General features: G+C 62.5%; 28 protein-coding genes. 12 read left to right on the forward strand and 16 right to left on the reverse strand.

Annotated features, from left to right (window positions below):
- Window positions 1–68 precede the first annotated feature (68 nt).
- The gene (locus BBJ66_RS18095; RefSeq protein WP_071088734.1) at window positions 69–1,310 is read right to left on the reverse strand and encodes an HlyD family secretion protein; all 1,242 of its coding nucleotides are present in this window, start codon (window positions 1,308–1,310) and stop codon (window positions 69–71) included.
- Between the two features lie 138 nt (window positions 1,311–1,448).
- Here BBJ66_RS18095 and BBJ66_RS18100 point away from each other — a divergent pair, with 138 nt between their 5' ends.
- A complete protein-coding gene (locus BBJ66_RS18100; protein ID WP_071088736.1) occupies window positions 1,449–2,351 on the forward strand; it encodes a LysR family transcriptional regulator in 903 nt (300 codons plus the stop codon).
- Between the two features lie 291 nt (window positions 2,352–2,642).
- Here BBJ66_RS18100 and BBJ66_RS18105 read toward each other — a convergent pair whose 3' ends face one another.
- Entirely contained in the window at window positions 2,643–3,530 is an 888-nt protein-coding gene (locus tag BBJ66_RS18105) for a branched-chain amino acid aminotransferase (protein ID WP_071088738.1), read from the reverse strand.
- Window positions 3,531–3,778: 248 nt separating this feature from the next.
- Between BBJ66_RS18105 and BBJ66_RS18110 the strand changes: the two genes are divergently transcribed.
- The 5 genes from BBJ66_RS18110 to zwf all read left to right on the forward strand — a co-directional run bounded on the left by BBJ66_RS18110 (window position 3,779) and on the right by zwf (window position 9,918).
- Entirely contained in the window at window positions 3,779–4,822 is a 1,044-nt protein-coding gene (locus BBJ66_RS18110) for a zinc-dependent alcohol dehydrogenase family protein (protein ID WP_071088740.1), read from the forward strand.
- Between the two features lie 341 nt (window positions 4,823–5,163).
- Window positions 5,164–5,631 carry a cupin domain-containing protein gene (locus BBJ66_RS18115; protein WP_071088742.1) on the forward strand — a complete coding sequence of 156 codons (468 nt, stop codon included), beginning with the start codon at window positions 5,164–5,166 and terminating at the stop codon, window positions 5,629–5,631.
- Between the two features lie 470 nt (window positions 5,632–6,101).
- Complete coding sequence (locus BBJ66_RS18120; RefSeq protein ID WP_049734486.1) at window positions 6,102–7,376, forward strand: hemolysin family protein; 1,275 nt, start codon at window positions 6,102–6,104, stop codon at window positions 7,374–7,376.
- Between the two features lie 111 nt (window positions 7,377–7,487).
- Entirely contained in the window at window positions 7,488–8,258 is a 771-nt protein-coding gene (tam, locus tag BBJ66_RS18125; RefSeq protein WP_071088744.1) for a trans-aconitate 2-methyltransferase, read from the forward strand.
- Window positions 8,259–8,400: 142 nt separating this feature from the next.
- Window positions 8,401–9,918 carry a glucose-6-phosphate dehydrogenase gene (gene zwf, locus BBJ66_RS18130; protein ID WP_071088745.1) on the forward strand — a complete coding sequence of 506 codons (1,518 nt, stop codon included), beginning with the start codon at window positions 8,401–8,403 and terminating at the stop codon, window positions 9,916–9,918.
- Between the two features lie 12 nt (window positions 9,919–9,930).
- Here the strand turns inward: zwf and BBJ66_RS18135 are convergent, their stop codons facing one another.
- Both BBJ66_RS18135 and BBJ66_RS18140 read right to left on the reverse strand, forming a co-directional pair.
- Entirely contained in the window at window positions 9,931–10,245 is a 315-nt protein-coding gene (locus tag BBJ66_RS18135; RefSeq protein WP_071088747.1) for a hypothetical protein, read from the reverse strand.
- A gap of 147 nt (window positions 10,246–10,392) precedes the next feature.
- Complete coding sequence (locus BBJ66_RS18140; protein WP_049734489.1) at window positions 10,393–10,788, reverse strand: hypothetical protein; 396 nt, start codon at window positions 10,786–10,788, stop codon at window positions 10,393–10,395.
- A 199-nt stretch (window positions 10,789–10,987) separates the two neighbouring features.
- Between BBJ66_RS18140 and BBJ66_RS18145 the strand changes: the two genes are divergently transcribed.
- The 4 genes from BBJ66_RS18145 (at window position 10,988) to BBJ66_RS18160 (ending at window position 17,342) form a co-directional block, all read left to right on the forward strand.
- Complete coding sequence (locus tag BBJ66_RS18145; RefSeq protein ID WP_071088749.1) at window positions 10,988–12,553, forward strand: helicase HerA-like C-terminal domain-containing protein; 1,566 nt, start codon at window positions 10,988–10,990, stop codon at window positions 12,551–12,553.
- A gap of 356 nt (window positions 12,554–12,909) precedes the next feature.
- The gene (locus tag BBJ66_RS18150) at window positions 12,910–14,502 is read left to right on the forward strand and encodes an ABC-F family ATP-binding cassette domain-containing protein (RefSeq protein ID WP_071088751.1); all 1,593 of its coding nucleotides are present in this window, start codon (window positions 12,910–12,912) and stop codon (window positions 14,500–14,502) included.
- Window positions 14,503–14,693: 191 nt separating this feature from the next.
- The gene (locus BBJ66_RS18155) at window positions 14,694–15,296 is read left to right on the forward strand and encodes a hypothetical protein (RefSeq protein ID WP_128146184.1); all 603 of its coding nucleotides are present in this window, start codon (window positions 14,694–14,696) and stop codon (window positions 15,294–15,296) included.
- A 525-nt stretch (window positions 15,297–15,821) separates the two neighbouring features.
- Entirely contained in the window at window positions 15,822–17,342 is a 1,521-nt protein-coding gene (locus tag BBJ66_RS18160; RefSeq protein ID WP_071088755.1) for an ABC-F family ATP-binding cassette domain-containing protein, read from the forward strand.
- Window positions 17,343–17,540: 198 nt separating this feature from the next.
- Here BBJ66_RS18160 and BBJ66_RS18165 read toward each other — a convergent pair whose 3' ends face one another.
- Genes BBJ66_RS18165 through BBJ66_RS18175 form a run of 3 tightly spaced genes read right to left on the reverse strand, consistent with a single transcriptional unit; the run spans window position 17,541 to window position 19,602 of the window.
- Entirely contained in the window at window positions 17,541–18,320 is a 780-nt protein-coding gene (locus tag BBJ66_RS18165; protein ID WP_071088757.1) for a VOC family protein, read from the reverse strand.
- A gap of 52 nt (window positions 18,321–18,372) precedes the next feature.
- Window positions 18,373–18,837 (reverse strand): DUF1579 domain-containing protein, encoded by a 465-nt coding sequence (locus BBJ66_RS18170; RefSeq protein ID WP_049734494.1) that lies wholly within the window; start codon window positions 18,835–18,837, stop codon window positions 18,373–18,375.
- A 36-nt stretch (window positions 18,838–18,873) separates the two neighbouring features.
- Window positions 18,874–19,602, reverse strand: a complete 729-nt coding sequence (locus BBJ66_RS18175) for a DUF899 domain-containing protein (protein ID WP_071088759.1) — start codon at window positions 19,600–19,602, stop codon at window positions 18,874–18,876.
- An 86-nt stretch (window positions 19,603–19,688) separates the two neighbouring features.
- Here BBJ66_RS18175 and BBJ66_RS18180 point away from each other — a divergent pair, with 86 nt between their 5' ends.
- Window positions 19,689–20,195 carry a MarR family winged helix-turn-helix transcriptional regulator gene (locus BBJ66_RS18180; RefSeq protein WP_071088761.1) on the forward strand — a complete coding sequence of 169 codons (507 nt, stop codon included), beginning with the start codon at window positions 19,689–19,691 and terminating at the stop codon, window positions 20,193–20,195.
- A 271-nt stretch (window positions 20,196–20,466) separates the two neighbouring features.
- On the opposite strand, the gene BBJ66_RS18185 is transcribed toward BBJ66_RS18180, so the two are convergent.
- Entirely contained in the window at window positions 20,467–20,889 is a 423-nt protein-coding gene (locus BBJ66_RS18185; RefSeq protein WP_064837534.1) for an organic hydroperoxide resistance protein, read from the reverse strand.
- Window positions 20,890–21,109: 220 nt separating this feature from the next.
- Here BBJ66_RS18185 and BBJ66_RS18190 point away from each other — a divergent pair, with 220 nt between their 5' ends.
- The gene (locus tag BBJ66_RS18190; protein WP_049734498.1) at window positions 21,110–21,598 is read left to right on the forward strand and encodes a MarR family winged helix-turn-helix transcriptional regulator; all 489 of its coding nucleotides are present in this window, start codon (window positions 21,110–21,112) and stop codon (window positions 21,596–21,598) included.
- Window positions 21,599–21,641: 43 nt separating this feature from the next.
- On the opposite strand, the gene BBJ66_RS18195 is transcribed toward BBJ66_RS18190, so the two are convergent.
- The 8 genes from BBJ66_RS18195 to BBJ66_RS18230 all read right to left on the reverse strand — a co-directional run bounded on the left by BBJ66_RS18195 (window position 21,642) and on the right by BBJ66_RS18230 (window position 26,269).
- On the reverse strand, window positions 21,642–21,875 hold the full coding sequence (locus tag BBJ66_RS18195) for a hypothetical protein (protein WP_003580252.1): 234 nt from the start codon (window positions 21,873–21,875) through the stop codon (window positions 21,642–21,644).
- 122 nt (window positions 21,876–21,997) lie between these two features.
- Complete coding sequence (rpsU, locus tag BBJ66_RS18200; RefSeq protein WP_003569533.1) at window positions 21,998–22,234, reverse strand: 30S ribosomal protein S21; 237 nt, start codon at window positions 22,232–22,234, stop codon at window positions 21,998–22,000.
- Window positions 22,235–22,290: 56 nt separating this feature from the next.
- Window positions 22,291–22,575 carry a cold-shock protein gene (locus BBJ66_RS18205; protein WP_071088763.1) on the reverse strand — a complete coding sequence of 95 codons (285 nt, stop codon included), beginning with the start codon at window positions 22,573–22,575 and terminating at the stop codon, window positions 22,291–22,293.
- Window positions 22,576–22,787: 212 nt separating this feature from the next.
- Window positions 22,788–22,997, reverse strand: a complete 210-nt coding sequence (locus tag BBJ66_RS18210) for a cold-shock protein (RefSeq protein ID WP_003546468.1) — start codon at window positions 22,995–22,997, stop codon at window positions 22,788–22,790.
- A gap of 269 nt (window positions 22,998–23,266) precedes the next feature.
- On the reverse strand, window positions 23,267–24,001 hold the full coding sequence (locus tag BBJ66_RS18215) for a L,D-transpeptidase family protein (RefSeq protein ID WP_003569537.1): 735 nt from the start codon (window positions 23,999–24,001) through the stop codon (window positions 23,267–23,269).
- 174 nt (window positions 24,002–24,175) lie between these two features.
- Window positions 24,176–24,982, reverse strand: coding sequence for a L,D-transpeptidase (locus BBJ66_RS18220; RefSeq protein ID WP_071088765.1), 807 nt, complete (start codon window positions 24,980–24,982; stop codon window positions 24,176–24,178).
- 92 nt (window positions 24,983–25,074) lie between these two features.
- Entirely contained in the window at window positions 25,075–25,299 is a 225-nt protein-coding gene (locus tag BBJ66_RS18225) for a hypothetical protein (RefSeq protein ID WP_071088767.1), read from the reverse strand.
- A gap of 49 nt (window positions 25,300–25,348) precedes the next feature.
- Complete coding sequence (locus tag BBJ66_RS18230; RefSeq protein WP_049734501.1) at window positions 25,349–26,269, reverse strand: alpha/beta hydrolase family protein; 921 nt, start codon at window positions 26,267–26,269, stop codon at window positions 25,349–25,351.
- Window positions 26,270–26,338 lie beyond the last annotated feature (69 nt).

A 26,338-nucleotide genomic window follows, 5' to 3' on the forward strand; every position in this document is an offset into this window, starting at 1 on the left:
TATCTCCTTCCGACTGTTGCGGAAACTTTCCGACGATGGGGTTCGGCGATATTTCGGGAGGAGAAGGATCATCCAGCGTGGCTGGATAATTCCTCCTCGGCTTGTCCGGAGGCCTGGGAAGCCTCGCTCTGGGCAGCCTTGGTATCGACTTCAGGCTCGACCGACATGCCCGAGCGCAGCAGCCCGCTCAAAGCCTCGTCGTCGATGACGATCTTGACGGGGATACGCTGGACGATCTTGGTGAAGTTGCCGGTGGCATTGTCCGGCGGCAGCAGCGAGAATTCCAGACCGCTTGCCGGCGAAACGCTGTCGACGTGACCCTTGATGGCGATATCGGGAAAGCTGTCGACCTTGATCTCGACCGACTGGCCGGGACGGACATAGGTCAGCTGCGTTTCCTTGAAATTGGCGACGACATAGACGGCATGTAGCGGCACGACGGCCATCAGTTGCGTACCCGATGTGACATATTGGCCGACGCGGATCGAACGGGCGCCGACCGTGCCGTCGACAGCGGCGACGATATCCGTATAGGAGAGGTTGAGTTCGGCCTGCTGTGCGGCCGCGGCCGCCCGGTCGCGCTCGGCAACCGCCTGTTCGCGCTGGCTCCGGAGCACCGGCACCTTGTTCTCCGCCGCGACGAGCGCTGCCCGATCGCGTTCGACGGCGGCAGCGGCCTGGTCGCGGGCCGACTGGCTCTGTTCGGCGCGGGACTGGGTGCCGGCGCCGTTGGTGATCAGGCGGGCGGAGCGGGCGGCATCGGACACAGCAAAATCCAGCGAGGCCTGCGAGGCATCGATCGTCGCCTTGGCCTGGCCGATGACGGATTGCTGCAGGGCAATCTGGGCGTCGATATTGGTAATGGCGGCCTCGGCCGCCTTCACATCGGCCCTCGCCTGCGACAATGCGGCCTGAAAGTCGCGGTCGTCGATGCGGGCGAGAACCTGGCCTGATTTGACCTGGTCATTGTCATTGACCAGCACCTGCCTGATATAGCCGGCAACCTTCGGGGCGACGGTGGTATAGTCGGCCTTCACATAGGCATCGTCGGTGGATTCGATGAAGCGGCCGACCGTCCAGTAGCGATGGCCGAAATCGCCCGCGAAAGCGGCGCCGGCAAGCAGTGCTGCGGCGATGACCGCACGCTTGAGCATCCGGCGGCCGGTCTTCTCAGGCGCTTGCGCAACCGGGGTTCCGGCCACGGGCATCGCGGGTGCTTCAGCGGTGGGCGCTCTAGCGGCCTCCTCGGCCAAGATCCGCTCGGCCTCTCCAGCACTTTCGAAAACCTGCTTGCGGGGTAGCTCGACCATCGTCCTTTTCCTTCGTCTGTCGCCCCGTTTCTGCGAGGCCCTGTTCGATGCGACGGAAAATGCACCCTGCCATTCCTTTTGATAATCTGCTTATATCGGGAAGGATCATCAACTCTCAGCGGATAATCCGGAGACAATATGGACCGACTGACAAGCCTCGCCGTCTTTGGCCGGGTGGTAGAATGCGGCGGTTTTTCCGCCGCCGCGCGCCGGCTGAACATGTCCGTCACCATGGTCGGCAATCATGTGCAGTCGCTGGAGGACCGGCTCGGCGTGCGGCTGCTCAACCGCACCACCCGCAAAGTCAGCCTGACGGAAACCGGCAAATATTATTATGAACGATCCTCGCAGATCCTTGCCGAACTCGACGAGGCCGACCGGACGGCGGGCGCGCTCAGCACCACGCCGCGCGGCACGCTGAAGGTCTATACCAGCAGCGCCATCGTGCGCTTCCTGCTGCCCGTCGTCGGCGAATATATGGAACTCTATCCGTCGATCGCGCTCGATTTCAGCGTCGGCGAGCGGATGGTCGACATGATCGAGGACGGCTACGATCTGGTGATCCGCACCGTGCCGCCGCCGGATTCTTCGCTCGTCGCCCGTAAGCTGACGCCCTGGCGCCATATGCTCGTCTGCTCGCCGGCCTATTTCGACAGCCATCCGATGCCGCAAAGGCCGGCCGAGGTCGCCGATCACAATTGCCTGCAATATGCCTACTACCCCTATGGTGAGGAATGGCGCTTCGAGGATGGCGAAGGCCGGCAGGAAAGCGTCAAGATCGGCGGCAATGCCGTCTCCAACAGCGCCGAGATGCTGCGTTTCCTGACGCTGAATGGCCAGGGCATCTTCCTGGCCCCGAGTTTCGTGGTCTTCGACGATATCGCCGAAGGGCGGCTGGTGAAGATCATGCCGGACTACCGGCCGGTGGAATTCAACATCAACGCCGTCTATCCCAACCGCAGCCATCTGGCGACCAAGGTGCGGCTGTTCATCGACCTCCTGGCGGAGAGATTTGCGGAGCATCGGAAGTGGATGACGTGAGGGGGGCGATTTCACTGTAATAGGCCGCTCTCACAGCGAATCAGCTGCCCCTCACCCTAACCCTCTCCCCGTAAACGGGGCGAGGGGACGTGCCATACGAGAGGTAAATGGGGACGGAGAGGTCGCGGCATATCCCCTTCGCCCCGTTTACGGGGAGAAGGTGCCGGCAGGCGGATGAGGGGCGGACCGGACTCTGCCGACGGACCATTCCAGCCCTGCGCTTGCGCTTCGGGCGTTCGCCACTGCAATCGATTCACTGGATCGATTGCTCCGGCTTCGCGGGATCGTGGCTCACTCTTCACTCTCGCTTCTGCCGTGGGCCCAGTCCATGTAGAGGTCCAGCGCCTTGCGGGTGACCGGGCCTTCCTGGAAATCGCGGCCGTCGAGGCGGGTGACGCCGACGACTTTGGAGTAGTTGCCGGTGGTGAAGACTTCATCGGCGGCGAGGAAATCCTCGACGGACAGCGTTGCCTCGACGACGTCGAAACCGGCCTTGCGCAACAGGTCCATGACGCGGGCGCGGGTGATGCCGGCGAGGAAGGTGCGGTTGGCGGTCGGGGTCATGACTACGCCGTCGCGCACCAGGAAAACATTCGACGAGGCGGTCTCGACGACGTTGCCGTTGAGATCGCGCACCAAGGCATTGTCGAAGCCGCGGCCGCGGGCTTCGGCGATCATGCGGCCGCTGTTCGGATAGAGCGAGCCGGTCTTTGCCTCGGTCATCGCCGTCTCAGGCGACGGGCGGCGATAGGGCGAAACGGTGAGGCTGGTGCCGGCATGACCGCCCATCGGCGCCTCGAACAGGCAGAGCGCGAAGCGGGTCGATTCGGCATCGACGGAGACAATGCTGCCCGGTGCGCCGTGTTCGCCCCAATACATCGGCTTGATGTAGATCGCCGTCGCGCCATCGAATTTGCCAACGCCTTCCCAGGCGAGCGCAGCAATTTCCTCTGATGATTTCACCGGCTTCAGCCCCATGGCAAGCGCCGAGCGGTTGATGCGCTGGCAATGCAGGTCGAGATCGGGCGCTATGCCGTCGAACCAGCGGGCGCCGTCGAAGACCGTGGAGCCGAGCCACATGGCATGCGAGGTCGGCCCGATCAGCGGCGGATTGCCGGAAAGCCACTCCCCGTCGACATGAGTCCAGGTGGTTGAACGCGGTGATGTATCGACGGCCATGCTGCCCTCCCCTGTAAAGCTCGGAAGCAAAAACCGCCGCAGCGGGCGGGGTCAAGGACAAATCCGGATGGGAAATGCGGAAGCAAGAAAATGCCGGAGGATGGGTCCAGCCCGCAATATTCGTGCGCGACGCCCACGCCTTCAGCGATGGGTGCATCAGCAAAAATGATGGAATGGGATGTTGGAACGGCGGCCTGCCGCGTGCGATCATAGAGAAAAACGCGGGACAGCAGCAAGGGAAGACGCCGATGAAAGCGATGTATTACGAAGCCTTCGAACAGGCGCCCGAAATCCGTACCCTGCCCGATCCGACCCCTTCCGAGGACGGCGTCGTCATATCGGTCGGCGCCAGCGGGCTCTGCCGCAGCGACTGGCACGGCTGGATGGGACACGATCCCGATATCCGCCTGCCGCATGTGCCGGGGCACGAGCTTGCCGGGCAGGTCGTCGCCACCGGCCGCGGCGTGATGCGTTTCAAGGTGGGCGACCGGGTGACCGTGCCCTTCGTTTCCGGCTGCGGCCATTGCGGGGAGTGCCATTCCGGCAACCAGCAGGTTTGCCCGAACCAGTTCCAGCCGGGCTTCACCCATTGGGGATCGTTCGCCGAATATGTGGCGATCGATTATGCCGATACCAATCTGGTGCATCTGCCCGACACGATCGACGATGCGACGGCGGCGAGCCTCGGCTGCCGCTTCGCCACCTCGTTCCGCGCCGTCGCCGATCAGGCGCGTACAGGTCCCGGCGAATGGATCGCCGTGCATGGCTGCGGCGGCGTCGGCCTGTCGGCCATCATGATCGCCACGGCACTCGGCGCCAATGCGATCGGCATCGACATATCGGAGGAGAAACTCGCCTTCGCCAGAGAATGCGGCGCGGTGGCGACGGTCAATGCCTCGAGCGTTGCCGATGTGGCAGAGGCGGTGCGCGAGATCACAAAGGGCGGCGCGCATGTCTCGATCGACGCACTCGGCCACCCCGCCACCTGCTTCAACTCGATCAAGAATCTGCGCCGACGCGGCCGGCATGTGCAGGTGGGGCTGATGCTCGGCGAACATGCCACGCCGCAGATTCCGATGGCGCAGGTGATCGGCCACGAGTTGGAGATCTACGGCAGCCACGGCATGCAGGCCTGGCGCTACGACGCCATGCTGTCGATGCTTTCCGCCGGCAAGATCGCCCCGCAGAAGCTGATCGGCCGCCGTATCAGCCTGGAGGAAGCCGTGCCGGCGCTAATGACGCTCGACAAGGCGGAGGCGACGGGCATCAGCGTGATCACGCGGTTTTCTTGAGGCAATTCCGCTTCTCGTTCCTCCGATATGCTATGGCCAAAGAGACCCGGCAATGCGTTGCCACGACTCCCCTTCTCCCCAGCGGGGGTCCGAAGGACGGAGCCAAGCCGTGCCCCTAGCCATCGCTCTCTGGCTTCCCGCTTTGGCACGAACGCATGGCAAGGGCAGGCGGAGCGAACAACCAGCTCTTGCCACCGCCTGGCAGGTCTTGCGAAAGCGTCCCGCCGCACCGATATCGGGGCCATTGGTTTGCCAACACGCATTATTGCGGTGGTTGCCAAAGACGGCACAAAGGCCTAACGGCTGCGTCCGCAAGAAAAAGCCAAGAAGAAGAAAGAGACATGATGTCCAACTCATTTGTGAAAACGCATGCCGGCGACGAAGCGAAGCGCTTCTTCGTCCTCGGCGACCGGGTCGAACGACGGGTTCGTATCCGCGGAAACTGGCTCAACATCTTCGACGTCACCGTACCATCAGGCAGCCGGACGCCGAAACATGCGCATGCGAGCCCCGAGGTGTTCCGCATTCTCGAAGGACGGCTCACGATTTGGCGGCTGACCGACAACGGCCCTGAAGAGATCGAGGCCGGCGCCGGCGACATCGTCAGCATCCCGCCTTTCGTGGTGCACGGCTATTCCAATCGCGGGACCGCCCCCGCAATCTTTTCCGCGGTCGTCGATCGCGACATGGCCGAATTCATCGAAGCGGAAGGCGTGACGGAGCCTCCGAAGGCCAGCCCTTCGGCGGAGACCATCGCCCGTATGACGGCAGCCGCCAATGCCTACGGGATTACGATCCTGGCGGCCTGATGCGCGCATACATGATGCCGGACCGTTTCGAGCGGTTCGGCATCATGCAGAAATGCGAAAAATCCCGCAGAAATTGCCGGCCGGAACGTGGGCCCGCCGACCTTTTCGAAACTGTCATATCAATACGGTACTATGATTTTTGCTGGACGCCTCTTGCGTCGGCACCGTTTCACCGCCAAAATTGCGACATGCCCGACAGCGACCCGTCCAGTACAAGCTCCGCCCGTTCCAGTCGGGATTTCCCGACCGAGGAAGGTGGCAACCGCTGTAGACCGTGCGATGATCTCCGCCTCGCCTTGAGCATATCCCGCAGGGAGCAGCCTTCTTCCAGATCATTGCGAATGACGGGCCGCCTCGATGTTAATACGACGATGGAAAGACGAAGGGCGATGCTGATATAGCGTCTCTTCGAATGCTTGGCCGTGTCGCCTGATCAATGCGGCATTGAAACCTCAACGAATAGGGTCCCCGTGTTTCTGGAAATTGGAATTGTGGTGCTTCTCACCATCCTCAATGGTGTGCTCGCCATGTCGGAGTTGGCTGTTGTGTCTTCTCGAACGGCCCGCCTGAAGGTTCTCTCCGACAATGGCAGCAAGGGGGCGGCGCAAGCCATCAAACTTGCCGAAAACCCCGGCCGCTTTCTCTCCACGGTGCAGATCGGCATTACGCTGGTCGGTGTTCTCTCCGGCGCTTTTTCGGGGGCCACGCTCGGGGGCCGCCTCGCGGGATGGCTGCAGACGCAGGGAATGTCGTCGACGGCCGCGGACGCCGTCGGCGTCGGTTCGGTTGTCGTCGCCATCACCTATCTTTCCTTGATCGTCGGCGAACTTGTGCCAAAGCAGATCGCGTTGCGGGAACCCGAAGCCGTTGCGGCGAAGGTCGCACCCGCCATGGCGGTGCTTTCCAAAATCGCGCTGCCGCTCGTCTGGCTTCTGAACGCCTCCGGAAATCTTGTGCTGAAGCTCCTCGGCCAAACAGGCAAAAGCGGCGACAATGTCTCCGACGAGGAGATCAAAACCGTTCTCGCCGAAGCGCAGTCGGCCGGCGTGATCGAAAGCGAAGAGTCGGCGATGATATCGGGCGTCATGCGGCTGGCGGACCGCACCGCCCGGGCGCTGATGACGCCCCGGCGCGACGTCGAAATTATCGATATCGACGACAGCCTTGATGAAATCCGGGCGCAGTTGCACCGGACGAAACGGTCTCGGCTGCCCGTTCGCAAAGGCAGTTCGGACGAGGTGATCGGCATCCTTCCGGTCAAGGACTTTTACGACTCGATGTCGGAACACGGCAGCGCCGATATCAAGGCTCTGACGCAGGACGTGCCGGTGGTTTCCGACCTTTCAACCGCCATCCATGTGATTGAAGCCATCCGGAAATCGCCGGTCCACATGGTGCTGGTTTTTGACGAGTACGGCCATTTCGAAGGGATCGTTTCCTCAGGCGACATTCTGGAAGCGATCATGGGCGCTCTCCAGGAGGGACCGGTGGATGAACAGGCCATCGCTCGCCGGGACGACGGTTCCTACCTGGTATCCGGCTGGACGCCGATCGACGAATTCGCCGAATTCCTGAACCTCAAGCTCGATGACGATCTCGAATATCAGACCGTGGCCGGCCTGGTGCTGGAAGAGCTGAAACATCTGCCCGAACTGGGGGAGAGCTTCACGAGGGATGGATGGCGCTTCGAAGTCGTCGATCTCGACGGCAGGCGCGTGGACAAGATACTTGTGTCCGCGGAGTGAAGGTTGCGGGCGCCTTATGTCGCGCCTCGAAGCTGTCCGACCCGGCCGCAACGTCGACAAGATCCGTATTCGCCAAAGGGAAGACGTGGCCCGACACCAGGAGGTACCGCCATGGCATGGTCCGCCAGCCAATATGTGAAATTCGAGGACGAACGCACACGACCGGCACGCGACCTTCTGGCGCAAGTGCCGCTGCAGAGCATCCGCCGCGCCGTCGATCTCGGCTGCGGGCCGGGCAATTCGACCGAACTCATCATCGAGCGGTATGGTGCCGAGGGCGTCTCGGGCCTCGACAGCGATCTCAACATGCTGGAGGCAGCCCGCAAGCGGCTTCCGGGCACCGCCTTCGCCGAGGCCGATCTCGGCAGCTGGAAGCCGACCGAGCCCACGGACCTGCTCTTTGCCAATGCCGTCTTCCAGTGGCTGCCCGATCATCTCGACATTTTCGACCGGCTGATGGACGGGCTTTCCCCAGGCGGAGCGCTGGCGGTGCAGATGCCCGACAATCTTGGCGAACCCAGTCATCTCCTGATGGAGGAGACGGCGAATAACGGCCCCTGGAAGAGCGCCTTCGAGGGAAAGAGCGTACGCCGCAAGGGTTTGCCTGCGCCGTCCGCCTACTACTCCAGACTGACGGGCAAAGCCTCGCGCGTCGATATCTGGCACACCATCTACAATCACCCGATGGCGGATGCGGCAGCGATCGTCGAATGGGTGAAGGGCACTGGGCTGATGCCTTACCTCGCCCGGGCCGGTGAGGAGTATCGCGAGGCCTTTCTGGCGGATTATCTTGCACGGGTGGAAAAGGCTTATCCGAAGATGTCGGACGGGCGGGTGCTGCTGCGGTTTCCGCGGATTTTCATGGTGGCGGTGAAGAGGTAGGCGGGCGCTGATCAGTGCTCCGGTTTAGGCAGGCGGATGAGGGGCAGGCCCGCAAGCTGTCAAATGCCTGTTATCCCTCGCTCTCATATGTTGCGGCGAAACCGGCGCGCATTATAGTCGGCCGGAAAAGGAGATGACACATATGGACGCTACCCCTACCCCGCCGGTCACCCTCGTCATCTTCGGCGCCACCGGCGACCTGACGCGCCGGCTGCTGGTGCCGGCGATCATCAATCTGACGCGCGGCCGCCTCGTCGGTGACGATCTCCACATTCTCGGCATCGGCATCGAGCCGGGCGACGACGAATTCCTGCGCGGACGGCTCGACGAATTCCTAAAGCATCTGAGCGGTGAGGAGCAGACGCAAAAGGACGAGGTCTGGGAGAGCCTGCGCCGGCGCATTTCCTATATGGCCGGGGATTTCACCAAGGACGATATCTTCCTCGAGATCGGCAAACGGCTGGGGCCGGATGCCAATGCCGCCTTCTATCTCGCCGTGCCGCCGTCCTTCTTCGGCTCGATCGTCGAGAAACTCGCCGCCCATGGCCTGACCGATGAAAAGGACGGCACCTTCCGCCGCGTCGCCATCGAGAAGCCGTTCGGCACCGATCTCGCCTCGGCGCGGGCGCTCAATGCGCAGATTCTCGCCCAGATCGGCGAAAGCCAAGTCTACCGGCTCGATCATTTCCTCGGCAAGGAGACGGTGCAGAACCTGATGACGGCGCGTTTTGCCAATATGATCATCGAGTCGCTGTGGAACAGCCGCTATATCGACCATGTGCAGATCACCGCCGCCGAGATCGTCGATGTCGGCAGCCGCGGCAAATTCTACGATGCGACTGGCGCGCTGCGCGACATGGTGCCGAACCATCTGTTCCAGCTGCTGGCGATGATTGCCATGGAACCGCCGAACAGTTTCGATGCCGAAGCGATCCGCAACGAGAAGAGCAAGGTGCTGAAGGCATTGCGCATCTATACGCCCGATGAGGCGAAGACGCATGGCGTGCGCGGCGCCTATGGCGCAGGTCCGCTCAACGGCGCCGACCTTCCGGCCTATCGCGACAGCAAGGACGTTTCGCCCGACAGCCGGACCGAGACCTATGTGGCGCTGAAGCTTTATGCCGATACCTGGCGCTGGGCGGGCGTGCCCTTCTACTTGAGGACCGGCAAGGCGCTGACGGCGCGCGACACCGAAATCGTCATCACCTTCCAGCCGGTGCCCTTCGCGCAGTTCCGCGAGACCGAGGTCAATCGCCGCCTGCCGCCGAACCGGCTGGTGATCCAGGTGCAGCCGGACGAGGGCATGAGCATGGAAATCTCGATCAAGTCGCCGGGGCTTTCGGTCGATACCACGCCGGTTTCACTCGATTTCCGCTATGCCGACAAATTCGATATCGGCAAGACCACCGGTTATGAATCGCTGCTCTACGATCTCTTCATCGGCGACCAGACGCTGTTCCAGCGCGCCGACGGCATCGAGGCCGGCTGGGCGGCGGTGCAGCCCTTCCTCGATATCTGGGCGAAGGACCCGAGCACACCCGACGCTTACACGCCGGGCAGCATGGGACCGGACTGCGCCGATCGCCTCATCGAGCGCGACGGGCGGCAATGGCACGAACTTGGCGTCCTGCTGCATCGCAACGGCAAGGACGGCAAATAGAACGCTCCTGTGTTATCGATCGCGGCAGGCCGCGCTGACGGAGGCGCCGCTATTGCCGCCTTCGGTGGCAAGCGCGCCACGGGCCTTGCGCGGCGGGCAGCGCGCCCAATCGACCCGTCCGTTCGGGGCGCCGTTGTCGACGCTGCCGGTTTCGATCGAGTCGAGCGGAATGACCAGCCCGCTTTGGGTTTCGGCACCCGGCGCTGTGCCGAGCGGCGGCGTGCCGTCGATCCGGCCGCTGGCATCCATGCCCATATTCGACTGGGCAAGAACCGGGGCGGAGAGGCTGAGGAGAGCGATCGTCGTTGCTGCAATAAGCCTGCGCATGATCCTATTCCTTCTGGTGTCGGCGATGCGACAGAAACAGACGATATGCGTTCATTGTTCCCCATAGAGCGGGCGCGGACGATCAAAGTTTGGCGAGCAGTATAGAGCCCCGCAGCGACGCCGCGAGGCTCCTTTCGACTCTGTGTATCAGACGAACTGGCTGAGCCCCGGCACCGAAGCCACGACTTCGTCAACGACCTCTTCGCCGGCATATTGCTTGGCGATGGCGATGGTTTCCTTGGCGAGCGAGGTGATCTCGCCCATGCCGAGGCCTTCAGCCATCAGCTGCTGGCCGAGGCCCATGATGCCGCCGCCGCCGAGCGCGCTCATCAGCCCGCCGAGCAGACCGCCACCGCCGCCGGCGCTTTCGCCGTTGAACTGGGCGACGAGATCGGCGCCGCCGGGGATTGCCTCGATCATCCGGGCGACCGGGCCGTCGGCCGCCTCGCGCTGCAGGAAGCCGAGCATCATGCCGAGCGCCTTTTCGGCCAGATCAGGCGCGATACCCACACGATCGGCGATCTGGGTCACAATTTCATTCATCGTCAGCCTCCTGTTATTTTTTGACGTTAACGTCAGCGTTAATCGAGATTCGAGCGCAACTCAATGTCCGGTTTTGCTTTCGATGCAAACAGTTGTCCGCATCCGCCTGCCTGCTTATAACAGAGAAACGATGGTTCGATGAAGGCGGCGCAAGCCAGTCTTCCGACAAAGAGCGGCAGCGCCGAAGGGAGAATTGCGGATGATCGAGGATGGCAAGATTTTCATCGGCGCGAGCCGCAATCCCGACGACAGCATCAACAAGCCTGAGTATCTCGACCTCAAATTCGGTAACCGCCACGGCCTCGTCACCGGCGCCACCGGCACCGGCAAGACGGTAACGCTGCAGGTCTTGGCCGAAGGCTTCTCGCGGGCCGGTGTGCCGGTCTTTGCCGCCGACATCAAGGGCGATCTTTCCGGCATCGCCGCCAGGGGCGAGGCCAAGGATTTCCTCACCAAACGGGCCGAGCAGATCGGCTTTACCGATTATGAATTCGACCAGTTCCCGGTGATTTTCTGGGATCTGTTCGGTGAGAAGGGTCACCGGGTGCGCACTACCGTCGCCGAGATGGGGCCGCTGCTGCTCGCCCGGCTGATGGATGCCTCCGAACCGCAGGAAGGCGTCATCAACATCGCCTTCAAGATCGCCGACCAGGCCGGGCTGCCGCTGCTCGACCTCAAGGATTTCACCTCGCTGCTCAATTATATGGGCGAGAACGCCACCCAACTTTCCACCCAGTACGGGCTGATCTCCAAGGCCTCGGTCGGCTCGATCCAGCGGGCGCTGCTCGTTCTCGAACAGCAGGGCGCGGAACATTTCTTCGGCGAGCCGGCCCTGAAGATCTCCGACATCATGCGCACCAGCAATAATGGCTACGGTCAGATCTCGGTGCTTGCCGCCGACAAGCTGATGATGAACCCGCGCCTTTACGCCACTTTCCTGCTCTGGCTGCTCTCGGAACTGTTCGAGGAACTGCCGGAGGTCGGCGACCCTGAAAAACCGAAGCTCGTCTTCTTCTTCGACGAAGCGCATCTGCTGTTCAACGACGCGCCGAAGGTGCTGACGGAACGTGTCGAGCAAGTGGTACGGCTGATCCGCTCCAAGGGTGTCGGCGTCTATTTCGTGACGCAGAACCCGCTCGACGTGCCGGAAACGGTGCTCGCCCAGCTCGGCAACCGGGCGCAGCACGCGCTGCGCGCCTATTCGCCGCGCGAGCAGAAGGCGGTGAGGACGGCGGCCGATACCTTCCGCCCGAACCCGGCCTTCGATTGCGCCACCGTCATCACCAATCTCGGCACCGGCGAGGCCCTGGTCTCGACGCTGGAGGCCAAGGGGGCGCCATCGATCGTCGAGCGCACGCTGATCCGCCCGCCCTCCGGCCGCGTCGGCCCGCTGACGGATGGTGAACGCCAGCAGATCATGGACCGGAGCCCGGTGCTCGGCGTCTATGACGAGGACATCGACCGCGAATCCGCCTTCGAGATCCTGGCGACGCGCGCCAAGAAGGCGGCGGATGCCGACGCCGCCAAGCGGGCGCAGGAGGAAGCGGCCGAGCAGCAGCCGGACAGCACATCCGGCTGGAGCCTGCCGGGCTTCGGCGGCAGCAATGACGACAACCAGCAGGGCCGCGGCCAATCCCGCGGCCGCTCTTCCGGCTATCAGCGCGAAACGGTGGTGGAAGCGGCGATGAAGAGCGTGGCGCGCACGGTGGCAACCCAGGTCGGCCGGGCGCTGGTGCGCGGGATCCTGGGGAGCTTGAAGCGGTAGTTATTCGCAGGCGGCGCGCTGTAAGCCCCTCATCCGCCTGCCGGCACCTTCTCCCCGCTTGCGGGGCGAAGGAGGCTTGCCGCGACCTCTCCGTACTCACCAGCGCCTCGCAGGGCACGTCCCCTCGCCCCGTTTACGGGGGTCCGAAGGACGGGTCGAGACAAGCGGCTCGACCCCGGCAGGGTTAGGGTGAGGGGCGGCTTTCTGGAAGAAAGCGTGATTGTTCCCTGCCTTGAATCACCTGCTTTCCTCCCCTAAATTACCCGCCATCGACCATTTCAACAGGATGTGTGCCGCAATGGATTTCAACCCGATCGCAATGCCAGTTCGCCTTGCCAACGGGGAAATCCACATCCATGCCTGCATCCATCACTCTCTCGCAAATTTCATGGGCCACGCCTGACGGACGGCCGCTTTTTTCCGATCTCGACCTGAGTTTCGGGACTGACCGCACTGGCCTCGTCGGGCGCAACGGCGTCGGCAAGACGACGCTGCTGAAGCTCGTCTCCGGCGGCATCCGGCCGCAGTCGGGGACGCTGTCCGTCAGCGGCAGCCTTGGCATCCTGCGCCAGAACGTGCAGGTGGCACCCAATGAAACCGTCGCCGATCTGTTCGGCGCGACCGATGCGCTCGCCGTCCTTCAGCGGGCCGAAACCGGCACGGCAACGGCCGACGAACTTTTATCCGCGGACTGGACGCTGGAGGCGCGCATGGCCGCTGCGCTTGATCGCACGGGGCTCAACGCAGAGCCGCAGACGCCGCTTGCTGCGCTCTCCGGCGGGCAGCGGACGCGGGCCGGGCTTGCCGCGCTGGTTTTCACCGAACCGGATTTTTTGCTGCTCGACGAGCCAACAAACAATCTCGACCGCGACGGCCGCGAGGCGGTGATCGCGCTGATATCGTGCTGGCGGGCCGGCGCGATCATCGTCAGCCATGACCGGGAATTGCTCGAAAGCATGGATGCGATCGTCGAACTGACCTCGCTCGGCGCCACCCGCTATGGCGGCAACTGGAGCCATTATCGCGAGCGCAAGGCGCTGGAACTTGCGGCGGCAGAGCACGATCTCGCCGATGCCGAAAAGCGTATGGCCGAGGTTGCGCGGAAGGCGCAGGCGACCGTGGAGCGCCAGGCGCACAGGGACAGCACTGGGCGGAAGATGGCCGCCAAGGGCGGCATCCCGCGCATCATGCTCGGCGGCATGAAGGAGCGCAGCGAGACGACCGGCGGCGACAACGCCCGGCTCGCCGAACGCCGGCGCGCCCAGGCAATGGAGGAGGCGACGGCCGCGCGCGAAAAGATCGAGATCCTCCAGCCCTTGTCGGTGCGCCTGCCGCCGACTGGGCTCTCCGCCGGCAAGATTGTGTTGAAGATGGAGGGCGTCACAGCGGGCTATCGGCCGGGTGACCCGGTCATCGGCGATCTCTCCTTCGACGTGACGGGACCGGAACGCGTTGCCGTCACCGGCCGCAACGGCTCGGGCAAGACGACGCTGCTTTCGCTGATCACCGGCGAGCTCAAGCCCTGGACCGGCACCGTCGCCGTGATGACCGGCTTTGCAATGCTCGATCAGAAGGTCAGCCTTCTCGATCCCTCGGCCTCGATCCGCGACAATTTCCGCCGGATCAACCCGCAGGCCGATGAAAACACCTGCCGGGCCGCCCTCGCCCGCTTCATGTTCAGGGCCGACGCGGCGCTGCAGGTTGTCTCGACGTTGAGCGGCGGACAATTGCTGCGCGCCGGCCTTGCCTGCGTTCTCGGCTCCGCACCGCCGCCGCTGCTGATCCTCGACGAGCCGACCAACCATCTCGACATAGATTCGATATCAGCGGTCGAGGCCGGGCTGCGTGCCTATGACGGCGCACTGCTGGTCGTCAGTCATGATGAGACGTTTCTCGAGAGCATCGGGATAGGGCGGCGGCTGGAGTTGGCTGGCGGTGTCGGTGGGTGATTTCAGAGGAAGCAGCAATGCCTCCGCCAGTGGCACCTGTCCATTCCCACCCGCCTTGGGGAGAGCGCGGCATCCTAGCCCGTTTCGCCATGAAAAGGCTTCATGTCCCCAGTTCGAAAGCGATGCCATACTTGCAAGATATAACAAATTCAACCTATGACAGCTACCGCGGCGACTTGGAGGAGAAGGGCATGACTATGGACGAGGCGATCGGGCATCGTGAGGCGCAAAGGTGGAGCCTTTGGAGAAGCGCCAATATTGGCGTTGGTCTCAGCGCTGCCATCTTGTTACTTCAGGCCGTGAACGGTCGAGGCTTTGAACTAGCAAACTACGCCCACACTCGGAGTGCGGAAACGATTAGCGCTTTAGGTGGGCAGGTTCTCGCCGCGCCACTATTATTTGTGGTGATTGCAGCCATACGAAACGTTTTCAAAAGGGAGCAAGCTAAGTCGAACGCAAGTGCCATCCGGGGGGCAGTCACGTTCGCGGCGCTCTTTGTCACAATTTTCGTCGGCCTTTTTGCCTACGGAGAGTTTGTGTTCTCTCGCGACGAAGCAATCGGTGGCGAAGCTCGAAAATCATTCATCGCCGACGCCCAGTTTGCTTGCGTTCGAAAGCAGGCCTCACTCAACCAAGCTATTACCCAGCAGCAAATCCAAACCTATTGCACCTGTTTCGCCGAAAAGATGGCCGACATCACGACGTACAAACAATTGGGTACTGAACTGGCTGCCAAAGCCCTTGCGGACCTGCAGCAAAAGGTTGGAGCAATAAGTAACCTTTGCCGTCAATGACTTCTGAACGGCGCATCGACGTTTCTCGAGAGCATCGGGAGCCTCCGCCAGCGGCACCTTTCCATTCCCCTACCTTTCGGGAGCGCGGCACCCTCCCTCATCCTGAGGCGCGTAGGCCAAAGGCCGGAGCCTCGAAGGACACGCTCCAGCGCTGCTCCTCGCGTCCAACCACCAGTGCACCTGAGGCTCTCTTGGGCGCCGGGCAACGGCGCCTCCCTTGCCTCCTACTCCAGGCAATGGTATTTCAATCCTGCAACCCTTTCGAGAAAGGAGGATCACGCCATGCAGTATTATTTCCGGTTTAATCGCCAGCGTGGTCCCGTCGACGCCCTGCAAATGCGTTTGCAGGGCTGACCCAGAGACCGTTTCCCGACATCTCTTCCTGGTCTGCCCTTCGTGGCCAATGCGGCGCCGTAACCTATGGTTGGCTCCCGCATTCCTGTAAACTTCCCGGGCCCGATAGGCGCAATTCCGTGATGGCTGAACGCCCCGGATCGCGTCCCCGGTCAAGACCAGAGAACGATCATGACCCTCATCAATATCCGCAATCTCGGCGTAACGCTGGGCAATCCGCTGTTTTCAAAACTCAATCTCGTCGTCAATTCAGGCGACCGCATCGGCCTCGTCGCCGCCAACGGACGAGGGAAATCGACCCTGCTTGCCTGCATCACCGGCGCGCTGGAGCCGAGCGCGGGTGAGATCACCAAGGCGCGCGGACTGACCGTCGGCCATGTCGCCCAGAATGTGCCGGCCGCCCTTTTCGACACGCCGTTCTACGATGCAGTGCTGCAGGCGTTGCCGGCGGATCAGGCCGAAAGCGAAAGCTGGCGCGTCGACGTGGTGCTGGAATCGCTCGAGGTGCCGGAGGTCATGCGTCGGCGGCCGCTGAAGCAGTTGAGCGGCGGATGGCAGCGGCTTGCCATGCTTGCCCGCAGCTGGGTCAGCGAACCCGACGTGCTGCTGCTCGACGAACCGACCAACCATCTCGACCTCGAAAAGATCGCCCAGCTGGAGGGTTGGCTGAACGCGCTGCCGCGCGACGTGCCGGTTATCCTCTCCAGCCATGACCGCGCCTTCCTCGATGCGACGACCAACCGGACGCTGTTCCTGCGGCCAGAGCAATCGCCGGTCTTCGCCCTGCCCTATAGCAGGGCGCGCGCCGCCCTCGACGAGGCCGACGCCTCCGAAGCCCGGCGCTACGAGCGCGACATGAAGGCGGCGGAGCAATTGCGCAAGCAGGCGGCCAAGCTCAACAATATCGGCATCAATTCCGGCAGCGATCTGCTCGTCGTTAAGACGAAACAGCTGAAGCAGCGGGCGGAGAAACTGGAGGATGCGGCAAAACCGGCGCATCTGGAACGCACTGCCGGCGCCATCCGGCTTTCCAACCGCGGCACCCATGCCAAGGTGCTGGTGACGCTGGAGGATGCGGCGGTGACGACGCCGGATGGCACGCTGCTCGTCAAGACCGGCCGGCAGTTCATCTGCCAGGGCGACCGGATCGTGCTTCTCGGTCTCAACGGCACCGGCAAATCGCGGCTGGTCTTGATGCTGAAGCAGGCGATCGAAAGACCGGAGACCGCTCGGGATGGCATCAAGACGACGCCGTCGCTGGTTCTCGGCTATGGCGATCAGGCGCTTGCCGACCTTGCCGATACCGACACGCCGATCGGCACGATCATCCGCCGCTTCGATGTCGGCGATCAGCGGGCGCGCGCGCTGCTGGCCGGGGCCGGCATGACGATCGACATGCAGGCAAAACCGATCGGCCAGCTTTCCGGCGGCCAGAAGGCGCGGCTCGGCATGCTGGTGCTCAGGCTGACGGAGCCGAATTTTTATCTGCTCGACGAGCCGACCAATCACCTCGATATCGAGGGACAGGAAGCACTCGAAAGCGAGCTGATGGCGCAGGAGGCGAGCTGCCTGCTGGTTTCGCACGACCGCAGTTTCGTGCGGGCGGTGGGCAACCGGTTCTGGCTAATCGAGAAGAAGCGGCTGGTGGAAGTCGACAGCCCGGAAGGGTTCTTTGCTTCGGTGGCGGGGTGATGGGTGGTGAGGGGGTGCCGTGCAGCCCCCTCATCCGCCATCGCGGCCCGCAACAAATCTCCTTCGGCCCCAAACGGAGGGGACGTGCTCTACGCGAGGTAAATGGGAACCGAGAGGTCCTGGCATATCACCTTCTCCCCGTTTTACGGGGAGAAGGTGCCGGCAGGCGGATGRGGGGCCACGGTTGAAGGCAACTGTCTACCGCTTCGGCGCCACCAGGCAGAAGAAGGCGCCTTGCGGGTCCGTCGCCTGGATGATCCAGCTGCCGCCGGGGACTTCCATCGGGCCGTTGACGACCTTGCCGCCGCCTGAGGTGACGCGTTCGATCGCGGCATCAAGCGCCGGCACGATGAAATAATAGCACCAGAAGGGCATTGGCATGTTGTCCGGCTTGGTCATCATGCCGCCGATCTGCTTGCCGTTGCGGGCGAAGAGGTAGTAGACGCCCATCGGGCCCATGTCCATTTCACTGTCCTTCGTCCAGCCGAACAGCTTGGAATAGAAGGCGACGGCGTCTTTGCCATTGCCGGCATAGAGTTCATGCCAGCCGATATTGCCTGAAGCATCGGGGGCCAGTTCCGGCCAGGCTTTGTCCATCGGCGCCGGCGTCATGATGCAGAGCACCGCGCCATGCGGATCGGCAACGACGGCAAAGCGGCCGACGCCCGGGATGTCGTCCGGCGGACGGCGGACCGATCCGCCATTGGCGGCGAAATCCTTGGCCGCCTGGTCGACGTCGTCGACATCGACATAACCCGTCCAGTTCGGCGGGATGCCGCTGCCCTCGAGTTCGGCCGGAAATTCCATCAGGCCGGCGACGCCGATGCCGTTCGCCTCGAAGATCGTATAGGGCGGCATGCCCTCTACTTTCATTTCGGAAGTCGTCCAGCCGACGACAGAGCTGTAGAATGTCACGGCAGCCGATGTGTCGGGGGTCATCAGCTCGCACCAGATAAACTTTCCATGCGTCTCAGACATCATACTCTCCCTTTGGAGGCGCCGCTTTTCCGATATTTGCGCGCCGTGACTGTCAGATCTTGCGGGTGTAGCGCGCTTCCATGAACTGCTTCCATGAGCCGTCGGCCTGCTTGACACTGGAGATAAAGGTGCGGTGATCGGCGTCGACGAAGGCAATCTGCTCGCGGTAATCGGCAAGCCCTTCGCTATTAAAGTCGGGCCCTGTGGTATAGAGATCCAGAATGTTGCCCGAAGCGTCGAGCTCGCCCTCGTAGACCCACATGTAGTCCATCATGCTGCCGATCCAGCTGCCGACATATTTGCCTTTGGCGGCGTTGTAGCCAAGCGTCAGGATGCTGGTGCCTTGTTTGCCATCCGGCATGCGGCCCGTGCCTTCGGCAACCCACCAGATGCCGTGCAGCGAGCGGACGGTTTCGGTCCAGGGCTCGTCGCCGGACATTTCCGGTGCGGTGACGGTCCATTCGCCGATCAGCCTTTCCAGGAAGGAATGTTCCTTCAGCGCTTCTGCGGTCTTCATCGTCCTTCTCTCCCTTGCGTGATGTTGGCTTTAACTTCAGTGACAGCAGGATGGCGTCTTGGCGGCCTCCTCATATTCGTCGTGGCGACGCACGAAATTCATCGTGCCGTCCTCGTTGCGGCCCTTCGGGGCACGGTCGAGGATCATCAGGGTGCCGATCAGTTCCTCCGGCCCACGGGCATAACTCGAATAGGTATGGAAGACCTCGCCCTTGTCATTGCGGTAGAAAGCGCTCAGCCCCGGCAGTTCGTCATGGGCCTCGGCCGGCTCGATAGCGGTGAAATTGTAGAGGACCTTGTCTTTGGCAAGGTCATCGGGGCTGAAAGAGACGTGATAATCGAAATTGAATTCGCTGCCGAAGGACGAGACCCAGGGGAATTTCCAGCCCATGCGGCTTTTGTAGGCGGCGATCTTGTCAAGCGGGGCGCGCGAGACGGCGACCCAGGTGACGTCGTGATGGTTGAGATGCGGCAGGGCGCCGTCCACGTGATCGCACAGGAAGGAGCAGCCGGGACAGCCGGCATCCCAATCCGGGCCGAGCATGAAATGGTAGATCAGCAGCTGGCTGCGGCCATCGAAGAGATCGGCGAGCGACTTGCTGCCCTCGGGCGTGTCGAAAACATAATCCTTGTCGACCCTCACCCAGGGCAGCGCCAGGCGGGCGGCATTGACGCTGTCGCGCAGCCGCGTCGCCTCTTTTTCCTTCAAGAGCAGGGCACGGCGGGCCTCAAGCCATTGTTCACGGGACACAACCTCATTCTGCATGGGATGCGCCCTCCTCCGGCGCTGCCGGCGAGCCGGCACATCTCCTTCTCCTTGACTAAATACATTGATATCAATAGAAATGAGGCATGTCAAATTCGGTTGAAATTCCTTTCTCTACAACGCTGCTGGTGCGCGATACCTGCCTCTGCCTGCATGCGCAGCGGGCGGCACGGGCGCTCGCCCGGCTGTTCGACGACGCGTTGCGGCCGGCCGGGCTGACCAACGGGCAGTTTTCGCTGATGATGTCGCTGAACCGGCCGGAGCCGCCGCCGATGGGGCCGGTCGCCTCTCTGCTCGCCATGGACCAGACGACACTGACGGCGGCGCTGAAGCCGCTGCAGCGCAAAGGCTGGGTGATGGTGATGGAAAATCCGAAGGACCGACGCCGCCGGCTGCTTGTTCTCACCGCCGAAGGCAAGGCGGTGCTCGCAAGAGCGCTGCCGATCTGGAAAGAGACGCATGCGATGCTTGACGGCAGGTTGCCGGATGGCGGTTCGGCGCGGCTGCGGCAGGAGTTGCTGGCAGTGTCCGGGATGGCGGTTGAGACGCCGCTGCGCCGGCCGCGCCATAGCGGGCGGGCGATGGGCGAATAGGGCGCGGGCTTGCCCCTCATCCGCCTGCCGGCACCTTCTCCCCGCTCGCGGGGCGAAGGGGGCAAGCCGCGACCTCTCCGTTCCCCACCAACCTCTCGCAGGGCACGTCCCCTCTCCCCGTTTTTACGGGGAGAGGGTTAGGGTGAGGGGCTGCGATCGCGGATCGACGGCAACCCATGCGACGAGCACTACGTTGATATCAGCAACAGAAAAGCGACGGCCCCGACCGAAGCCGAAAGCCATCGCCCGCATTTCACTGGACGCGCCCGGATCAGGCGACCGTGACCGGAACTTCGGTCGAGGTGCGCATGGCGTGGCTGTAAGGGCAGACGATGTGGGCAGCGGCGGCGAGCTTCTCGGCGGTTTCACGGTCGAGGCCGGGGATGTCGACCGTCAGGGCCACTTCGATGCCGAAGCCGGTGCCATCCTCGCGCGGGCCGATGCCGACCTTGGCGGAGACCGTCGTTTCCTCTGGAATCTTGACCTTCTGCTGGCCCGCGACAAATTTCAGGGCACCGAGGAAGCAGGCGGAGTAGCCGGCAGCGAAGAGCTGCTCGGGATTGGTGCCGGTTGCGCCGTCGCCGCCGAGTTCCTTCGGAACGGTCAGGGTCACGTCCAGAACGCCGTTTTCGGAAACGGCGCGGCCGGCGCGGCCGCCGGTGGCAGAGGCTTTGGTCGTATAGAGAATAGGCATGACGATCTCCTTTGGTTGACCCTTCGATCGGGTTGGATTTTTATTATCGCACAATTAAATTGTACGCAAGTGAATTTTGCAAATTGCATTTCGACAAGGAAAAGACGACAATCACGGCCTTAAGAGCAGGATGATTTTAGGCCGGCTCGGCCTACGTTAAAGAGTGAGAGCATGATGTCATCCGAAAATCGCTCACACTTTTCGGCATCATGCTCTGGGGATGATGGATATGAAAGCGCAGACGATAAAAACGATGGAGATACCGCAGGAGGAGAAACGGCTGGAAAAGCAGTTGTGCTTCGCGGTCTACGCGACGGCGCACGCCTTCACCCGCGCCTATAAGCCGATCCTGGACAGGGTGGGTCTCACCTATCCGCAATATCTGGTGATGCTGGTGCTGTGGGAACGCGGCGAACTGCCGGTGAAGACGATCGGCGAACAGCTCGATCTCGATTCCGGCACGCTGTCGCCGCTGTTGAAACGGCTGGAGCAAAGCGGACTGATCAAGCGCCTGCGCGACCTGCGCGACGAACGGCAGGTGATCGTGTCGCTGACCCCGAAGGGCGAGGCGATGAAAGGGGAGATCGATACGATCATGACGGCGATCGGCCAAGCTGCCGGCTGCACCCTCGAGGAACTGGCAGCGATGCGCGACATGCTGCATCGGCTGCGGGGCAATCTCGGCCGGGCCGCCACGAGCGGCGACTGACCGCATCCGCCGGGCCAGCCCAAAACGGGTGTGCGCCCGAGGATCAGGGCCGCTTCACAGCCGCCTTGGCCGGCGACCGGCGTTTCTTGGCAGGCGCCGCTTCAGGTGCTGCCTCGGCCTCCTGCTGCAGACGCAGGGCCTTCAGCTTTTCCGTCTTCTTGTCACGGGCCGATGCCTCGGCCGCGATGATGGCGCGCGCCGTGTGATCGGTCGCTTCCGCCTTGTCGCGCGACGAAAGCTTGGCGGGATTGAAGAATTCTCCCTTGGTGGCGGTCATGTGCCCCTTTCTCAGGTGATGACGGCTGATTTAGCCATGGCCCCGTGGCCGAAACCATGGTTCCACGGCTGTTCACGGCGGGGGCCGTGATTCCACGTTGGCCGCGATTCCGCGGCCGGGGATCAGCGGGCGCGGAGAACTTTCTTCGGTGCCGGCAGCAGGCCTTCGCGCTGCAGCTTCTTGCGGGCAAGCTTGCGCTGGCGGCGAATGGCCTCGGCCTTTTCTCGGGCGCGCTTCTCGGACGGCTTTTCAAAAGCGCTGCGCGCCTTCATTTCCCGGAAAAGGCCTTCCCGCTGCATCTTCTTCTTGAGCACGCGGAGCGCCTGATCGACGTTGTTATCCCTGACGAGAACCTGCAAAACGATATCCTTCCTGTCGGCGGCCAAGCCGCGCTGTGATAGTGAAAACGGCTGGACTACTTGCCCGTCCGGATGCTCGAAAACTTCAGCCAAGGCTCGGCGCCGTCGGATTTGGCCGCCGCCTCGGGGGAAAGCCTGGAGGGCGATTCCCCGGTATCGATGTCGGCCTCGGTGATGCGGCGCTCGAAATTCTCCGCATCGAACCGGACGCGATATTGCACATGCCCGTGGTCGTTGGGCAGGATGCTGGCGATCCGGCAGCGCTTATCGGCTTTCGCCGTGCGGGTGAGACCCGATTTCAGCACGATCATATCGCCGATTTGATAGTTTGGCCTGCCCATTTCAGCGTCCCTTCAACTCTTCGGCTGCTCAACCGGTCAATCAGAACGACCGGGAGCCGTTCCGGATGACCAGCGATCAAAGCAAAAAGGCCGGGTTGGCACCCGACCTCTTCCAGTCACTCAGCCATTTCTCTGCCAATAGGTCAACTCGCTGCCAGTACATCCGTGGTCAGCGCGCTGCCAGCATCTGGTCAGCATAGGCGAATGACAAATCATGCGGCCTGAAGGTTGTCGGCCGAATTCTTGCCCGACTTCTTGTCGCGAACGAGATCGTAACGGATCTTCTGGCCTTCAACGAGTTCGCGCATGCCGGCGCGTTCGACCGCTGAAATATGGACAAAAACGTCCGTAGAACCATCATCGGGCTGAATGAAGCCGAAACCCTTGGTGCCATTGAACCACTTGACGACGCCTGAATTCATAACGATCTCCTTTTCAACCGTTTGTGTTTCGCTTGCGGAATGTCCGACAAGCCGTATCGATGTTGAGAGGATATCTGACGGAGCGCTTCAGCGCCTGGACAAAGGTCGCAAGCAATTCGATACGCACGATGTAGGTTATTTAGCGAATTAAGCAATGGTTTTTTGAAAATAAAACTTTCCAAGCGGTGGAAAGCGGAAGCTTTTACCCCTGAACGGCCGTCTGGATCAGGCAAGATCGGGCGACCGGATCTCGGCCGCCCGGATTGACATCACTGCCAGACGACGATCGGCGCCTTCGTCGGAACGCGATCGTAGAGATCGATGATATCCTGATTCATCAGCCGTACGCAGCCGGAGGAGACCGCCTTGCCGATCGAGCGCCAGTCGGGATTGCCGTGCAGGCGGTAGAGCGTGTCTTCGCCATTCGAGAAGATATAGAGCGCGCGGGCGCCGAGCGGGTTCTTCAGGCCCGGCTCCATGCCGCCGTTGTCGATCGAATATTTGACGAGTTCCGGCTGGCGGGCGACCATCTCGTTCGGCGGCTTCCAGCGCGGCCATTTCTGACGCCACTGAATGACGCCCGAGCCCTGCCAGGCGAAACCCTCGCGGCCGATGCCGACACCGTAGCGCATCGCCATGCCGTCACCCTGGACGAGATAGAGGAAACGCGACGGCGTATCGACGACGATGGTGCCGGGCGGCTGGCCGGTTGGGTCGAGAACGCGCTGGCGATAGTAGCGCGGGTCGATCTGCTCATAGGGAACGGCGGGGATGAGAAAGCCGCCATCCTCGACGGGGCCATACATGACGGCAAGCTCGGCCCCGCTCGGCACGCTCGATGCTCCCGGGGACTGGAACAGGCGCATCGGCGAACGGTAGATGATCGTCGTATCGCCCGAAGTGACCGTATTGGCCGAAGAGGCGCAACCGGTGAGCGCGGAGGCTGCGGTCAATGCCGAAAAGGAAAGAAAGCTGCGGCGGGAAAGATGTCTATCGAAGCTCATGACGCGGGACTGATTTCCTCTGATGCGGGAGCCGGACGAAACCGCGCGTGAACGGCGATTCGCCCGATGCCGAGAACAACATCAGAAGATCTATCGGCTTGCGCCAAATAAACCATAGCTTCACGCAGACGTGTCCGGCCTCGATCGGACGATATCAGCGGCGCTGTTGCAGCGCTACATCACAACGATCTCCGCCTTGGCGGGAAGCCGGTCATAGAGATCGACGACGTCCTGGTTCAGCATGCGCACACAGCCCGACGAGGTGGCCTTGCCGATCGACTGCCAGTCGGGGGTGCCGTGGATGCGATAGAGCGTATCCTGCCCGTCCTTGAAGATATACATGGCGCGGGCGCCGAGCGGGTTCTGCAGCCCCGGATTCATGCCGCCGTTTTCGGCCGAAAAGGCGCGAACATCGGGCTGGCGCGAGACCATTTCGACCGGCGGTGTCCAGCGCGGCCATTTCTGCTTCCACTGGATGACGCCGCGGCCCGACCAGGCGTAACCCTCGCGGCCGAGGCCGACGCCGTAGCGCATCGCCTTGCCGTTAGCCTCGACGAAATAGAGGAAATGCGCCTTGGTATCGACGATGACAGTACCGGGGCGCTCGGTCGTCTGGTAATCGACTTCCTGGCGCAGGAACTGCGGCTGCACCCGGCTGACCGGAATCGCCGGCAGGGTGAAATCCTCATCGCGCAGCGCGCCATACATCGCCATGTGCACCGGATTGCTGACCGGCAGGCCGTAGGTCTGGTGGAACTGGGTCTGGTAGAGCTCGCGCGTCTGCGGCACCGGCTGATCGGGAATGGGCCGCACCCGGCGCGGATCGACGCCCGGCGGCTGATAGAAGACCGGCGAGGTTTCCTGGACGAAGCGGGCGGGCGAATCGGCGGCGACATCGGGAATGAGGATGTTGCAGCCGCTCAGCGACGCGACTGCAGTCACGAGCCCGGCAAGCGGGAAGACCCGGAGCAGAAAATTCATGGAACCACCCTTATCAACGATCGGCGAGACAGCGATATCTGGCGCGACGATGGCATCCGCGGCTGGCGCGAGGCTGGCGTTGAGGCGGAAAATCAGGAGACGAGCAGAACACCGTTGCCATAGGCGGCGGCGAGATCACGGATCAGTCGCATCTCCCGCTCAGTCAGTTTGCCTGTATCGACGAAACGCCAGTTGCGTTCATACAACGCGAAGGCCTCGCGGGCAGGCATCGCGCGCAAGGGATCCCGATTCCAGACGAGCGATTTCAGCTCGGGGAAGTCGTTCGGCACGATCACGGTCTCTGCGTTCGTCGTCATGCCAGAAATATAGGCCTAATTGGCCTGCATCTGAAGCAACGGCGCGAAATCAGGCCGCCACCCCATGGAAGAAGCGGATGCTCTGTTCGATCTCGGCCGGCAGCGCCGAGGTGTGGTTGCCGGCGACGGTTTCGGTCTCGATATGGATGCCGGCGGCGCGGGCGCGGCGGGCGAGCAGATCGGCCCGGTCGTTGAAATGGACCTCTTCCGTGCCGTGGACGACACGGACGGGACATTTGAAGCTTTCGGCGTAACAGAGCGCCGAACGCACCTCGAACTCATGCGCATTGCTGTCGTCGAAGCGGATATCCTGGGGATAGCGGTCGAAGAAGCGGAAGGCATTGGGATTGCCGGAAATCGGCGCGGCGGCGCGGAATTTATGCGTGCTCATCGCCGTCAGCATGGTCAGCGTGCCGCCGATGCTGTGGCCGGCGATGAATAGGCGTCCGGAATCGACCCCCGGCAGATGCGCCATGCGCTCGGCGGCGGCGAGAACGTCGTCGACCTCATCGTAGAAGCCGGAGAAATTGCCCATCTGGCCGTTTTCGCCGCGCAGTGACGGCATCATCACGACATAGCCGGCATCCATATAGGGCTTCATCAACTCCCAGTGGCCGATGCCCATGGCGTTGCCGCCGTGCAGAAAGAGCACGGCCGGCTTGGCGGTGCGCTCGCGCTTGTACTTCGACACCCAGGCGGCCAGTTCGAGTTCGCCATAGCCGGAGCGGTAAAAGATCTTCTCGGCGTCGGCAGGCGCGCTCAGCGGTTCGTATTTGTCTGGCGCCGGCCCCTTCTGCAACAGCTTCGTGCGGAAATGGCTGCGCACCTTGGCGTAATCATGCTTGGCAAGGCGCGGCTCGTCCGGGACATCGAAAGCGGCCGCCATGCGCGGCAGGACGAGCGCACCGGCAAGCCCCGCCAGCACGGCGCGGCGTTGGCGGAAAAAGGAATTTCGTTCATGCGAGCTCATAACGCAGCACCCAAATCATTTTCCCGGCACACAAGATTTGCACCGGAAGATCGTTGCCGCCAATACACA

The sequence above is a fragment of the Rhizobium sp. RSm-3 genome (genome assembly GCF_001854685.1).
Classification (GTDB): domain Bacteria; phylum Pseudomonadota; class Alphaproteobacteria; order Rhizobiales; family Rhizobiaceae; genus Rhizobium; species Rhizobium ecuadorense.

Excerpts from the sequence above, each read along its gene's own strand:
- BBJ66_RS18210 (WP_003546468.1), bottom strand. The coding sequence starts at position 22,997 with ATGAATTCAGGCGTCGTCAAGTGGTTCAATGGCACCAAGGGTTTCGGC.
- BBJ66_RS18195 (WP_003580252.1), bottom strand. The coding sequence starts at position 21,875 with ATGACCGCCACCAAGGGAGAATTCTTCAATCCCGCCAAGCTTTCGTCG.
- BBJ66_RS18205 (WP_071088763.1), bottom strand. The coding sequence starts at position 22,575 with ATGGGCAGGCCAAACTATCAAATCGGCGATATGATCGTGCTGAAATCG.
- BBJ66_RS18215 (WP_003569537.1), bottom strand. The coding sequence starts at position 24,001 with ATGAGCTTCGATAGACATCTTTCCCGCCGCAGCTTTCTTTCCTTTTCG.
- BBJ66_RS18145 (WP_071088749.1), top strand. The coding sequence starts at position 10,988 with ATGATCGAGGATGGCAAGATTTTCATCGGCGCGAGCCGCAATCCCGAC.
- BBJ66_RS18160 (WP_071088755.1), top strand. The coding sequence starts at position 15,822 with ATGACCCTCATCAATATCCGCAATCTCGGCGTAACGCTGGGCAATCCG.
- BBJ66_RS18155 (WP_128146184.1), top strand. The coding sequence starts at position 14,694 with ATGACTATGGACGAGGCGATCGGGCATCGTGAGGCGCAAAGGTGGAGC.
- BBJ66_RS18115 (WP_071088742.1), top strand. The coding sequence starts at position 5,164 with ATGATGTCCAACTCATTTGTGAAAACGCATGCCGGCGACGAAGCGAAG.
- BBJ66_RS18225 (WP_071088767.1), bottom strand. The coding sequence starts at position 25,299 with ATGACGACGAACGCAGAGACCGTGATCGTGCCGAACGACTTCCCCGAG.
- BBJ66_RS18230 (WP_049734501.1), bottom strand. The coding sequence starts at position 26,269 with ATGAGCTCGCATGAACGAAATTCCTTTTTCCGCCAACGCCGCGCCGTG.
- BBJ66_RS18095 (WP_071088734.1), bottom strand. The coding sequence starts at position 1,310 with ATGGTCGAGCTACCCCGCAAGCAGGTTTTCGAAAGTGCTGGAGAGGCC.
- BBJ66_RS18180 (WP_071088761.1), top strand. The coding sequence starts at position 19,689 with ATGTCAAATTCGGTTGAAATTCCTTTCTCTACAACGCTGCTGGTGCGC.
- BBJ66_RS18110 (WP_071088740.1), top strand. The coding sequence starts at position 3,779 with ATGAAAGCGATGTATTACGAAGCCTTCGAACAGGCGCCCGAAATCCGT.
- tam (WP_071088744.1), top strand. The coding sequence starts at position 7,488 with ATGGCATGGTCCGCCAGCCAATATGTGAAATTCGAGGACGAACGCACA.
- BBJ66_RS18150 (WP_071088751.1), top strand. The coding sequence starts at position 12,910 with ATGCCTGCATCCATCACTCTCTCGCAAATTTCATGGGCCACGCCTGAC.
- BBJ66_RS18185 (WP_064837534.1), bottom strand. The coding sequence starts at position 20,889 with ATGCCTATTCTCTATACGACCAAAGCCTCTGCCACCGGCGGCCGCGCC.
- BBJ66_RS18190 (WP_049734498.1), top strand. The coding sequence starts at position 21,110 with ATGATGGATATGAAAGCGCAGACGATAAAAACGATGGAGATACCGCAG.
- BBJ66_RS18140 (WP_049734489.1), bottom strand. The coding sequence starts at position 10,788 with ATGAATGAAATTGTGACCCAGATCGCCGATCGTGTGGGTATCGCGCCT.
- BBJ66_RS18105 (WP_071088738.1), bottom strand. The coding sequence starts at position 3,530 with ATGGCCGTCGATACATCACCGCGTTCAACCACCTGGACTCATGTCGAC.
- BBJ66_RS18135 (WP_071088747.1), bottom strand. The coding sequence starts at position 10,245 with ATGCGCAGGCTTATTGCAGCAACGACGATCGCTCTCCTCAGCCTCTCC.
- BBJ66_RS18220 (WP_071088765.1), bottom strand. The coding sequence starts at position 24,982 with ATGAATTTTCTGCTCCGGGTCTTCCCGCTTGCCGGGCTCGTGACTGCA.
- BBJ66_RS18100 (WP_071088736.1), top strand. The coding sequence starts at position 1,449 with ATGGACCGACTGACAAGCCTCGCCGTCTTTGGCCGGGTGGTAGAATGC.
- BBJ66_RS18165 (WP_071088757.1), bottom strand. The coding sequence starts at position 18,320 with ATGTCTGAGACGCATGGAAAGTTTATCTGGTGCGAGCTGATGACCCCC.
- BBJ66_RS18175 (WP_071088759.1), bottom strand. The coding sequence starts at position 19,602 with ATGCAGAATGAGGTTGTGTCCCGTGAACAATGGCTTGAGGCCCGCCGT.
- zwf (WP_071088745.1), top strand. The coding sequence starts at position 8,401 with ATGGACGCTACCCCTACCCCGCCGGTCACCCTCGTCATCTTCGGCGCC.
- BBJ66_RS18170 (WP_049734494.1), bottom strand. The coding sequence starts at position 18,837 with ATGAAGACCGCAGAAGCGCTGAAGGAACATTCCTTCCTGGAAAGGCTG.